This window comes from Streptomyces sp. SD15, from assembly GCF_054462255.1.
In genome coordinates this window covers 28535-41175 of sequence record NZ_JBTLMO010000021.1, presented here as the reverse complement: position 1 = coordinate 41175, position 12641 = coordinate 28535, and the positions used below count along the sequence as shown (strand labels likewise).

The 12641-nt window shown below is 69.8% G+C and carries 10 protein-coding genes; all 10 read left to right on the top strand.

Annotated features, from left to right (window positions below; all coding sequences use genetic code 11):
- Complete coding sequence (locus tag ACX28W_RS21755) at nt 1-3822, top strand: non-ribosomal peptide synthetase (RefSeq protein ID WP_459000678.1); 3822 nt, start codon at nt 1-3, stop codon at nt 3820-3822.
- A gap of 79 nt (nt 3823-3901) precedes the next feature.
- Complete coding sequence (locus ACX28W_RS21750; RefSeq protein ID WP_459000676.1) at nt 3902-4624, top strand: thioesterase II family protein; 723 nt, start codon at nt 3902-3904, stop codon at nt 4622-4624.
- 478 nt (nt 4625-5102) lie between these two features.
- A complete protein-coding gene (locus ACX28W_RS21745) occupies nt 5103-6113 on the top strand; it encodes a threonine ammonia-lyase (RefSeq protein ID WP_459000675.1) in 1011 nt (336 codons plus the stop codon).
- A gap of 580 nt (nt 6114-6693) precedes the next feature.
- Nucleotides 6694-6990: a Dabb family protein gene (locus tag ACX28W_RS21740; RefSeq protein WP_459000674.1), complete on the top strand. Its 297-nt coding sequence runs from the start codon at nt 6694-6696 to the stop codon at nt 6988-6990.
- An 11-nt stretch (nt 6991-7001) separates the two neighbouring features.
- Entirely contained in the window at nt 7002-8429 is a 1428-nt protein-coding gene (locus ACX28W_RS21735; RefSeq protein WP_459000673.1) for a phenylacetate--CoA ligase family protein, read from the top strand.
- On the top strand, nt 8426-9550 hold the full coding sequence (locus ACX28W_RS21730; RefSeq protein ID WP_459000672.1) for an aminotransferase class IV: 1125 nt from the start codon (nt 8426-8428) through the stop codon (nt 9548-9550). The genes ACX28W_RS21735 and ACX28W_RS21730 overlap by 4 nt, the downstream gene beginning before the upstream one ends.
- A complete protein-coding gene (locus ACX28W_RS21725; protein WP_459000671.1) occupies nt 9537-10166 on the top strand; it encodes a type 2 periplasmic-binding domain-containing protein in 630 nt (209 codons plus the stop codon). Before ACX28W_RS21730 ends, ACX28W_RS21725 begins: the two co-directional genes overlap by 14 nt.
- Complete coding sequence (locus ACX28W_RS21720; protein ID WP_459000670.1) at nt 10154-11143, top strand: ornithine cyclodeaminase family protein; 990 nt, start codon at nt 10154-10156, stop codon at nt 11141-11143. The genes ACX28W_RS21725 and ACX28W_RS21720 overlap by 13 nt, the downstream gene beginning before the upstream one ends.
- 23 nt (nt 11144-11166) lie before the next feature.
- The gene (locus tag ACX28W_RS21715) at nt 11167-11466 is read left to right on the top strand and encodes a DUF1330 domain-containing protein (protein ID WP_459000669.1); all 300 of its coding nucleotides are present in this window, start codon (nt 11167-11169) and stop codon (nt 11464-11466) included.
- A complete protein-coding gene (locus ACX28W_RS21710) occupies nt 11463-12314 on the top strand; it encodes a PhzF family phenazine biosynthesis protein (RefSeq protein ID WP_459000667.1) in 852 nt (283 codons plus the stop codon). The genes ACX28W_RS21715 and ACX28W_RS21710 overlap by 4 nt, the downstream gene beginning before the upstream one ends.
- The last annotated feature ends 327 nt before the right edge of the window (nt 12315-12641 follow it).

The following is a 12641-nucleotide window of genomic DNA, read 5'->3' as shown; positions in this document are numbered from 1 at the left end:
ATGATTCCGCTGTCATTCGCACAACGCCGTATGTGGGTTTTGCACCAGTTGGAGGGCGGGTCGGAGAACTGGAACATGCCGGCGGCCTTCCGGCTGACGGGATCCCTGGACCAGGCCGCCCTCACCGCGGCGATCCGCGACGTGGTCGACCGGCACGAGATCCTGCGCACCGTTTACGTGACGAACGGCGACGGGGAGCCTCACCAGCGGATCCTCCCGACAGCGGAGGCCGCGCCGCAGGTGCCGGTCATCGAGGTGGCGCCCGAGGACGTGGACAGCGCGGTCGAGGAGGCCTTCGCGTACCGGTTCGACCTGGCGGCCGAACTTCCGCTGCAGGTGCGGCTGTTCCGCTGCTCGCCCCAGGAACACGTCCTGGTCCTGGTCATCCACCACATCGCCACGGACGGCAGCTCGGGTGCGCCGCTGGTACGGGACCTGGCCGCGGCCTACACCGCTCGCCGGGACGGCCGGGCGCCGGGGTGGGAGCCGCTGCCCGTGCAGTACAAGGACTACACGATGTGGCAGCGCGAGCTGCTCGGCGACGTTGCGGACCCGGAGAGTCTCGCCGCGACGCAGGTCGCGTACTGGCGCAAGGAACTGGCCGGGGTGCCGCAGCCGCTGAACCTGCCGCTGGACCGTCCTCGGCCCGTCCAGGCGAGCGGGCGTGGCGCCGCGGTCGGCTTCATGGCGGAGTCGGAGGTGGCGACCGGGCTGCAGAAGCTGGCCGACGAGCGCGGGGCGACCATGTCGATGGTCCTGCACGCCGCGCTGGCGGTGCTGCTGCGCAAGCTCGGTGGCGGGGACGATGTGACGATCGGCAGCTCGATCGCCGGGCGGACCGACGAGGCGCTGGCCGATCTGGTCGGGTTCTTCGTCAACACCCAGGTGCTGCGGGTGGACCTCTGCGGTGACCCGACGTTCACCGAGCTGCTCGCGCAGGTGCGGAACAAGTCGCTGGCGGCCTACGAGCACCAGGACGTGCAGTTCGACATGCTGGTCGAGGCGATCAACCCCGAACGCTCCGCGGCCTACCAGCCGCTGTTCCAGGTGATGCTCGGCCTGCAGAACTACGCGAGGCCGGACCTCGAACTCGCCGGACTCACCTTGGAGGTCGAGCAGGCCACCCCGTCGACCTCCAAGGTCGACCTGTTCTTCAACATGGCCATGGACGACTCGGGGGCGCTGCGGGGCGACATCTCCTACGCGACCGACGTGTTCGACCGGGAGACGGTCGAGGCCATCGGCGCTCGGTTCGCGCGTGCCCTGGAGCAGCTGGTCGCCGATCCGGGCATGTGCGTCGGGGATGTCGACGTGCTGAGCGCGGGGGAGCGGCAGCACCTGGTGGTGGAGGTGAACGACACCGCCGAGCCGACCCTGGAGCTGCTGGAGGCGGTACGCAGGCAGGTACAGGCGACACCGGAGGCGCTCGCCATCATCGGCGAGGAGGAGTCGCTCACCTACCAGGAGTTGGAAACGCGGTCGAACAGGCTGGCGCACTGGCTCGTCGACCGCGGTGTGCGGGCGGAGTCGCTGGTCGCCGTGTGCCTGCCCCGGACCGTGAATCTGGTGGTGGCGCTGCTGGCGGTGCTGAAGGCCGGCGGAGCCTACGTTCCGATCGATCCGGACCACCCGCGTTCCCGGATCGACTACATCCTCGAGCATGCGAATCCGGTGCTGGTGCTCGACGCCGAGGCGCTGGCCGGTGCGGACTGTTCGGGGTATCCGGATGCGGCACCAGAGGTGGTCGTCCGACCGGAGAACGCCCAGTATGTGATCTACACGTCAGGGTCGACGGGGGCCCCGAAGGGCGTGGCGATTCCGCGCGGCGCGGTGGCGAACTACCTGGCCACGAATCAGCGCCGGTTCCCGCTGTCGGCCGCGGACCGGATGCTGTTCAGCACGACCGTGGCGTTCGACATGGCGAACACCGAGTTGTACCAACCGTTCATTTCCGGCGCGACCATGGTGATGGCGGGCAAGGACACCGTCACCGATCCGTCGGCCGTGCTGGAGCTGATGCGCCGCCACGGGGTCACCGCGGTGCAGGCCACGCCCGCCTTCTGGCAGATGCTGCTGATGCACGATCCGAACGCCGCGAAGGATCTGCGGATCATCATCGGCGCGGAGGCTGTGCCGGTACGGCTGGCCGAGACATTGGCGAAGCAGGCCGTCGAAGTGTTCAACATGTACGGCCCGACCGAGACGGTGACGTGGTGCACCGAGGCGCTCGTGAAGGTGGGCGAGGGTGCGCCGATCGGGAGGCCGGTCGGGAACACCCAGGTGTACGTGCTCGACTCGCGGCTGCGCCCGGTTCCGCGCGGGGTGCCGGGCGAGCTGTACATCGCCGGTGCCGGGATGGCCCGCGGGTACCAGGGCCGGCCGGAGCTGACCTCGGAGCGGTTCGTGGCGTGCCCGTTCGGCCCCGCCGGTGCGCGGATGTACCGCACCGGGGACCTGGTGCGCTGGGACAGGAACGGTCAGCTGGAGTACATCGAGCGAACCGATTTCCAGGTGAAGATCCGGGGATTCCGGATCGAGTTGGGCGAGATCGAGCATGCGCTGACCGGGCATCCTGACGTGGTGCAGGCGGCGGTCGCGGTGCGTGAAAACCAGGACGGCGACAAGCGCATCGTGGGCTATGTGGTCCCGGGTGCCGATGTCGCGGAGACCGATGCCGGTGTCGAGGCGCTGCTTGCTGAGCTGCCCGAGTACCTGCGTGGACGTCTCCCGGAGTACATGGTGCCGTCCGCGGTGATCGGTCTTTCGGAGTTCCCGCTGAACCCGAACGGGAAGCTCGACCGTGGAGCACTGCCGTCCGAGGACACGAACACCTCGGTCAGCCGAGAGCCGCGCAACTCCCATGAAGAAAGGATGTGCTCCCTCTTCAGTGAGTTGCTCGGCCTGGAGCGGGTCGGTGTCGACGACGACTTCTTCGCGCTGGGCGGGCACTCGCTCCTGGCCACCCGGCTCAGCGCCCGCATCCGCAGCGAGTTCGGCATCGACGTGCCCCTCAGGACGATCATCAAGTTCCCCACGGCGGGCGAGTTGGCCGCGCTGCTGCTCGTCACCACTCCCGCGGAATCCTCCGACCCGCTCGCCGTCGTGCTGCCGTTGAACGTCGATCCCGGTACGGGCAAGCCGCCGCTGTGGTTCTTCCACGGAGGAGGCGGCCTCGGCTGGACGTACTTCAGCTTCGTGTCGTACGTGCAGGACCGGCCGTCCTATGCCCTGCAGTCCCGTGGCTCCAACGGCGTGGACAAGCTGGCGGGGTCGGTGGAGGAGATGGTCGAGGACTACGTCACCGAGATGCTGAAGGTCCAGCCGGAAGGGCCCTTCTACCTGGTCGGCTGGTCCTACGGCGGCACGGTCGTGCAGGCCGTCGCGGAGGCGCTCGACCGGCGTGGGCACGAGATCGCCTTCGTGGCCATCCTGGACTCCCAGCCGGGGGGGCACGGCTTCACGGAGATCCATGCCGGCAAGACGCTGGCGGACTACCGGGCCGAACTCGAGGAATTCTTCGGCCAGTACATAGGTACCGACAACCGGCAGGACTTCCTGGACGACATGGCGAAGGTTCTGGCCAACAACCAGACGCTCATGATGGATTTCGAATCGCCGGTCTACCGCGGCGATGTGGTGTTCTTCAGCGCGACGCTCCAGGAACAGTCGTACGCGCACCTGTGGCGGCCGTACGTGCTCGGTTCCATCGAGGTGCACGACGTGCGCGCCACGCACCACGAAATGAACATGCCCTCAGCCGTGGCCGAAGTCATGGAGGTCATCAACCACAAACTGGCGGAATTGGCGGAACTGGCGGAATGACCGGACAGCGATCTTTCGGAGCCGGTTCGACGAACCATCGAATGGATGATTGGGGTTGGTCGGGGTGAAGGAACCTGGCATGTCTGCGGAAACCGGGGACCGGGCCACGCTGCTGTGTGTGCCGTTCGCGGGAGCGGGTCCTTCGTTCTTCCACCCGTGGCGGGAGCCGGCCGGCGACCGGTGGCGCGTGACGTCGGTCGAACTGCCCGGCAGGGAGCGGCGGATCCTGGAGACGCCGTACCGGAATGTCGTCGAAGCGGCCAAGAACTCGGTCGACGACATTGTCGCGGACCTCGGCGCGGGGGCACGGACGGTGCTGTTCGGGCACAGCCTGGGCGCGGTGCTCGCGTACGAGCTGGTGCACCTGCTGAGCACACGCGATGTACACGTCGAGCGGCTGATCGTCAGCGGTTCGCCGGGGCCGTGGACACAGCGCGAGAGGCGGGCGACGGGACTCCCGGACGAGGAGTTCCTCGCCCGGGTCGAGGAGTTCGCGGGGTTCCGGCACGAAGCTCTGGATCACCCCGAGATGCGTGAACTGATTCTCCCCGTGCTGCAGGCCGACTGCGAAATGCACGAGAACTACGTCCCGAGCACCGACGAACCGGTGTCGGTGCCGATCTGCTCGCTGCGGGGTGACTGTGACGGCCTGGTCACCGCGGAAGAGGCGCAGCAGTGGCGGGACGCGACCACGTCGAGTGAATTCGGCTATGTGGAGTTCCCGGGCGATCACATGTACCTGGTCGATCGCGCCCGGGAGGTGCTGGACGTGATAGAGGCAGAATCCGCCCGCGGTCGCTAGGGCCTGTCCGGCATGATCCGCCGGACAGGCCCGAGCGTGTTGGCGGGCGGTCGCCTGCGGGTCGGGCCCCGGAGAGAGTCGCGGTCCTGGCCGGCTCGGCCAGGGCATCCGGCTTCGCGCGCGGATCGCTCACCCGGGGCAGGGGTTCGAGGTGGCTCGGCGTCAACGCGTGTCGCACCCCGGCAGAAGTCTTTGACGAGTTGCTGACCGGCTCGATCGCTTTCACCGGCTGACACCGCCTCCACGTCCGGGCGGGCGCGAATTCTTCAGCGAATCCGTGGTGGGCTGGGCATTCGTGTCCCGTCGGCGGGACACGAATGCACTCTCCTGCAGGGGTCCTCGCAAAAGATCGCAGGCAACGGAATTCCACGCGCGACCTTCCGAACCCGCCAGGACTGGAAGCCATTGCTTCGCTCCCCGCCTACGCAGAGCCCTCCCGCGAAGGCACCTCGAACTCGCAGAGAAACGGAGACGCATCATGTCGGTCGGCGCGAATGCCGTGACTGTCGCCGGGCAGCCGCCGCTGCTGAGCTATGAACGGGTGCACGACGCCCGGCACCGTATCGCCGGGCGTGTGGTGCAGACGCCCGTGGTACGCAGCGAGGAACTGGAGCGTGTGGCCGGCGCCCGGCTGTGGATGAAGGCGGAGAACCTCCAGCGTGGAGGCTCTTTCAAGATGCGCGGCGCGCTCCTTGCCGTGGAGCGGCTGATGGGGGCCGGCAGCCTTGGTGTGGTCGCGCAGTCCACCGGCAACCACGCCATAGCCGTGGCCCTCGCCGCCGCCCAGTACCGGCTTCCGGCCGTGCTGGTGCTGCCCACCGACGCCGCTGCGACCAAGGTGCGGCGCATCCGGGACGCCGGCGCCCAGGTGCTCCAGGTGGGAACCACCCTGGCCGAGCGGATCGCGGTGGTCGAGGAACTGAGACACACCCGCGGCCTGGACGAGATCGACCCCTACCAGAACCCCGACGTGGTGGCCGGCCAGGCCACCGCCACCCTGGACCTGCTGCACCAGGTGAACGCGGCCGGCGGCCGCCTGGACGCGGTGGTACTGCCCGTCGGGGGCGGCAGCGCGCTGGCCGGCGCCTGCCTGGCCACCGCGGGCCAGGACATCGACGTCTACGGCGCCGAGCCCAGCGCCGTCCCCGCCCTGACCGCGGCCCTGCAAGCCGGGGGGCCGGTCACCGTGGACGCCCGGCCCACCATCGCCGACGGACTGCGCCCCGACCGCATCGGCCAACTCCCCTACGACCTGGCCCACGACAGCGTCACCGGGGTCTTCACGATCGAGGAGAGCGCCATCGCCGAAGCGCTGCGCCTGGTCCTCGTCCACGCCCGACTGCTCATCGAGCCCGCCGCCGCCACCGCCGTGGCCGGCGCCCTGCGCCTCGCCGCCGAGGGCCACGCCCGGGACATCGGAGTGCTGGTCTCGGGCGGCAACGTCGACACCAGCCTCGTGGCGTCCCTTCTGGGCCACCGGGCCTATTGAATCCGCCGTCGAGCCGGATACCGGTGACCCGGGGGTCGGTGCCGGTGTCGTCCTGGTAGCCGGCGGGCCACCTCGAAGGCGAGGATGGAGCCCACGCCGTGGCCGAGGAAGACGGTGGGCCGGCCGTCCTCGGAGCGACGCAGTGCCGCGTGAGCAGGGCGCCCATGACAGCGGGGGTGCGGTGGCGGCGGGTGTGTGGAAACCGCGGCCCGTTCACCGTGACGACCTTGAGCTCACGCATTCTCTTTTGAGTGCATCAGCCGGTCGACACGACACCGGTGACGGAAACTCACGCCGCTGTCGAACCTGCCCCTGTACCGCCGGCGGGACAGTCCTACCGTGGGCGGAAAAAGCTTGAGCCACCGGAAGCGGTCGGAATGCAGATGTCGGCAGCGCGATCGGCCGAGGCAGCTGTGGCGGACCGAAAACGGCAAACAGATTACCGATGGTTCGAGCAGGGCGGTGAGACCGAGCCCGACGATTCAGCACATCGCGAATCCGTGGTTGAACGGTGTCGGAGACAGCGGCATGCTCCTCAATGCGTCTGAAGGCCAGTCGATATCCTGCGCGAAAGGCAATCGTGATCACGCACATCGTTCTTTTCAAGCTCAAGGACGGCATCGAGCGCTCTGCTCCGTCCGTGGCCGAGGCCGAGAAGTTTGCCAGGGCGGTCGGCAGCCACGTTCCGGAACTCGCCGACTGGCGGGTGGGTTGGAACACGGTTGACCGGGACATCTCCTACGACTTCGCCGTGATCGGGGTGCTGCCAGATCTCGCCGCGCTGGAGAAATACCAGGCGAACGCGTACCACCAGGAGTCCGTGCAGAAGTGGCGAGAGATATCCGACTGGGTCGTCGTCGACCTCAAAGACATCTGAAGGAGGATTGGGTGTTCACGCAATACGACCCGGAATCTGCGGCGCTCACAGATGAGCTGCGCGGACTGTTTGACGAGTTCGGCAAGGGAAAGTGGACGGCCGACGAGCTGGAAATCCATCAGACCGGCAAGCTGCGCGAGGTACTTGCATATGTCCGTGCCAACTCCCCGTTCTACCGCGCCAAGCTGACCGGGATCTCGGACGAGGCGCTGTCCGGACTGCAGATCGGCGATATCCGGAGCCTTCCCTTCACCACCAAAGAGGATCTGCAGCAGGCCCAGTTCGACGTGCTCTCGCTCCCCGTGTCCGACGCCTGGACCGTCTACGAGACCACCGGCACCACCGGAAAGCCCACCCCGTGCCCCCGCACCAATGGGGACAGCATTCACAACAACACCGTGCTCTCCGCCTATTACCGGGACATCTTCGCGCCGCACGGGGACCGCCAGGTCATCGGCATCTCCGGCCCCACGGAACTGCACGCCACCGGGGACACGTTCGGGGACGTGTGCCGCAACCTGGGGCACACGGTGGCCAAGATGTGGCCGCACTCGCCGGTGGTCGGATTCGACCGCGCCCTGGAGGTCATGCGGCTGCTGCCGGTGACCGGGCTGTTCTGCACCCCGGGCATGGCCCTGCGTCTGGCCCGGAAAGCGGTCGAGGCGGGGCTGGACCCCCGGCGGGACTTCTCCCTCGACCTGCTCATGCTCACCGGCGAGCTGATGTCGCCCAGCCTCCGGAACAACATCGGCGCGCTCTGGGGGGCTGAGGCACACAACTGCCTCTACGCGTCACAGGAGGCCTCCGTTCTCGCGGCAGCCACCTCCGACGGTACGCTCCGCACCGCACCGCTGATCAACCACTACGAGGTGATCGACCCCGGCACCGCCGAGCCCGTGGCGCCCGGCCCCGACGGGGTGCGCTACGGCGAACTCGTCGTCACGAACCTCTACACCGGCGCGAAGCCCCTCATCCGCTACCGCACCGGGGACATGGTGCGGATGGCGGAGGCCGGGCCCGGCGCCGCCGTACCGGCGCCGACGCTGGAGCCCGTCGGACGTGTCCGCGACCGGCTCCGGCTCAACGGGCACCTCGTCAACGGCTACGACCTGGAGAACCTGCTGCTGCGTCACTTCCGCGGCTACCTCGACTACCAGATCACCGTGGCCCGCGACGACGCGGGCACGGACCTGCTGTCCCTGACCCTGAACGCCGACCCGGACCGGCACCGGGGGGACGACACCGAACGGGCCGTCGCGGACTGCCGCGAGGAGCTGGACACCGCGCTGAGCGTGGCCCTCGGTGACCCCGGCCCCATCACCAGCACCGGAGCCATGGTGAGCTGGAAGGCCGCGCGGGTGGTGGACCTCCGCGACCCGCGCGCCGGGACCTCGGTCGAGTCCCGCTCGGCCGAGCGGATCGCCGGGGCGAGGGCATGATGGCCGGCCCGTCCTCCGCCGACCCGCCCCCCGTCGGCGCCTCCCCCGCGCAGCGACCGTCGCAGCTCGGGCTCGGGGCATGGGCGTACGACCGCGGCGAGTTCGTCTCGGCGCACGCTCCGCGGCTGCCGCTCTCCACGCAGGGCCTGCACTACGGGACCGCGGTGTTCGAGGGAATCCGCGCCTACCGCTCGCCCGGCGGGCTCCACCTGTTCCGGGCGCACGAGCACTACGCGCGCATGCTGCGCGCATGCCGGATGCTGCGCATCACGGGAATTCCACCGACGGTCCGGGAACTCATCGACATCACTGTCGAGTTGCTGCGGATGAACGCGCACGACACAGACGTCTACGTGCGTCCACTCGCGCACAAGCTCTCCCTGCTGCCGGGCACGCCGCCCGGGGTCTCGCTGGCCGGGGTGTCCGACGCGCTGTCCATCACCACGTTCGGGTATCCGACGGCCGGTGACGTCCAGGAGGTGCGCTGCGCCCTCAGCGCGTGGCGGCGCCCGCCCCGCGACGCGCTTCCCGTTCAGGCGAAGATCGCCGGTGCCTATGTGACCAGCGCCCTCGCCTGCGACGAGGCGCGCGCGGCCGGATACGACGACGCCATCCTCCTGGACCGGTCGGGCAACGTCGCCGAAGCGACCACCGCGAACGTGTTCGCGGTGCGGGACGGCGCCCTCGTCACCCCGCCGGACACGGGCGACCTGCTGCCCGGCATCACCAGGGACACCGTGATCACCCTGTGCCAGGAGGCCGGGATGACGGTCCTGGAACGCCCCCTCAGCCCCGCGGACCTCTACACCGCCGACGAGGTGTTCCTCACCTCGACCGGCAAGGAAGTGGCCTCCGTGGTCGCGCTGTCCGGCCGGGACATCGGAAGCGGCACCGCAGGACCGGTCGCAGCCCGCGTGGCCGCGCTGTACCGCACGGCCACGACGGCTCAGGACGCGTCGGACCAAGCCGGGGACGAGGGCCATCCGAAGTGGCTCACACCCGTTCCGCCGTCTGAGCACCTCGGTACGCGGCCGGCCCACGTTCCGCCGGCGCTCCGGAGTTCCCGCCTGCCAACCGAACACCTACGCCAAGCGAAGGAAAATGCGGATGATGCTGTCTGACTTCATCTCTCTCCAGCGCCCCGGCTCCGATTTTCAGCCCTCGGCCGTCGGCACGCTCGGCCCGCCCGGCACGAGCAGCGAAGTGGCGTCGAAGCGGTACGCCGTCCAGATGACCGGGCCCGACGGGCCGACCGTCGACGTCCGGCTGTTCGACACCTACGAGGAGGCGGGAGAGGCGCTCCACGCCCGTGAGGTGACCCATGTCGTCGTGGCCAACGCCTACAAGGACATCTACCGGTTCTACATGGACCCGGCCGTCGAGCTGGCCGGGGTGTTCGTGATGGATACCCCGCTCTACGGCATCGCCATGCGCCGCGGAGCCGGACCGGTGCCGGATGTCCCGATCATCGCGAGCCACCCCTCGCCCGAGCCGATCATCGCGCAGCTCCTGCCGCATCGGCACGCGACGTACAAGGTGATCCACCACGACTCCACCAGCGCCGCCGCCGGCGCCGCCGTGGACGGAACCGCCGATCTCGCGCTGACCACCATGCCGGCCGCGCAGCTGCACGGCCTGGAGTTCATCTCCAGGACCCGGCCCATACGTATGGTCTGGTCGGTGTTCAGCGGGGCGGTGCGCACCCACAAGAAGGGGACGAGCCCGTGCTACTGCTGAACGGAGACCAGGTACGACAGGCCCTGCCCGTGGCCGAGGCGCACCGGGTGGTGGCCGAGGTGATGCGCCGCTACAGCGGGGGCGACGTCGTCCAGCCGGTGCGCACCGTGCTCGGATCCGGCCGGGACACCTCGCTGTTCGCTGCCATGCCGTGCCATGTCGCCGGCGAGCCCGATGCGGGATACGGCCTGAAGGCGGTGCTGCATGCGCCCGGCAACAGCGCCCGCGGCCTGCCGACACACGTGGGCATGGTGGTGGTGTTCGACCCCGAGACCGCGCAGCCCCTGGCCCTGATCAACGGTGCGGCCGTGACCGCGCTGCGCACGGCCGCGGCCTCCGCCGTGGCGACCGAGGCCCTGGCCGCCCCGGAGGCCGGCGACCTGGCCCTGATCGGGGCCGGCACCCAGGCGCGCAGCCATCTGCTCGCGCTGCGGGACATCCGGTCGCTGCGCAGAGTGCGGCTGTGGAACCGGGGCCGCGCGCGGGCCGAGGAGTTCGTGGCGTGGGCGCGTGCGGAGGCCGACGTCGACGTCGAGCTGGCGTCCACGCCCGCAGACGCGCTGCGCGGCGCCGACCTGGTGTGCACGACGGTCGACACGGTCGAACCCGTGGTCAGGGCAGCGGACTTGGCGGACGGCGTGCACGTCAACGCCGTCGGCTCCTCCGTCCCGGGCAAGCGCGAGCTCGACGCGGGTGCGGTGGCCTCCTGCTCGGTCTTCGTGGACAGCAGAGAGGGAGCCCTGCGCGAGTCTTCCGAGATCGCGGCGCCCGTCGAGGAGGGGCTGGTGCCCGCCGACCGGCCGCTGCCCGAGATCGGCGAGGTGCTGCTGGGCAAGCACCCAGGCCGTACGGGCCCCGCCGAGCGCACGCTCTACAAGTCGCTGGGCATGGCCGCGCAGGACGTCGCCTCCGGATTCGCCGTCGTCCGTGCCGCACGGCGCCTCGGCATCGGCACCGAGGCCGACTTCACCTGCTGAGACCCCACGTGGGAGGACACCGTATGACGGCACTACTGATCGGCAATGTCGGGGTCATCGGCGACGTACAGCGCATGGCGGAGTACCGCGCGAAGGTGCTGCACACGCTGCGGCTCTACGGCGGAGGGTTCGTGATCCGCGGTGGGGAGTCCGAGGCGCTGGAGGGCGACTGGCATCCCGAGCACCTGTCGGTGATGGGGTTCCCCACGGCCGAGCACGCCCGCCGCTGGTACGCCTCGCCCGAGTACCGCGCCATTGTCCCGCTCCGTGACGGCACGCACATGGACCTGATCCTGGTCGAGGGTGAGGGTGAGGGCGCATGACGCCGCCGTCCCGCCGCCGGCGTTCCTTCGCGCAGGTCGACGTGTTCACCGAGGTCCCCTACCTCGGCAATCCCGTCGCCGTCGTCCTGGACGGCGACGGGATCGCCGACCAGGACATGGCGCGGCTCGCGCAGTGGACCAACCTGTCCGAGACGACGTTCGTCGTCCCGCCTGCCTCCGACGAGGCCGACTACGGGCTGCGGATCTTCACGCCGGGCGGTGAGATCCCGTTCGCCGGTCACCCCACTCTGGGCTCCGCGCACGCCTGGCTGGAGGCCGGAGGCACTCCGAAGAAGCCCGGGGAGCTGACGCAGGAGTGCGGCCTCGGGCTCGTACAGGTGCGGCTCTCCGGCGACGGGCTGGGCTTTTGCGCCCCCGCCCTCCGCCGCAGCGGCCCCCTGGACGACGCGCACCTGGACCGCATCGCCCGCGGGCTGCGCGTCGACCGCGCACGGATCGTCGGCCACCAGTGGGTCGACAACGGGCCCGGCTGGGCCGCCGTACAGCTCGCCTCGGCCTCGGAGGTGCTGGCCCTGGAGCCGGACGAGCAGCACATGCGCGAGCTGACACTCGGCGTGATCGGTGCCCACCCCGAGGGCTCGCCCGTGCAGTTCGAGGTCCGCGCCTTCGCGCTGCCCCAGGGCGTGCGCGAAGACCCCGTCACCGGAAGTCTCACCGCGGGGCTCGCTCAGTGGCTCATCGGAAAGGGGACGGCCCCACGCGGCTTCCGGGTCGGCCAGGGCACGCGCCTGGGACGGCAGGGCGTGCTCACCGTGGAGGCACGGGGCCAGGACATATGGGTCGGCGGCGCGAGCGTGACCTGCGTACGCGGCACCCTTCAGGTGTGAGACCGGCGGTGCGAGCACACTCCCGGGCCCTGCACCCCGGAGATCGGTGCCATCCCGCGTCCGGGCGTCGGAGGCCGGGACCGTCCGGGGCTTCCTCCTGCCCCTTGCCCGACAGCGGGAGGAGGCGCCGGTCCGGGCAAGGCGTTCCTTCCGCCGACTCCGAGCGGCAGGCTCAGCGTCGGTCGCCAGCGCGGTGGCGGGCGTTTACCTGCCGGTTGTGCACCGCTGCGAGCAGGGGCGATGCGTGGGAACGCCCGTGTCAGTGGTCATGTCAGTGGTCATGTCAGCGGCCATGTCAGAGGGGTGACAGGTGGGTGACAGGCCCGG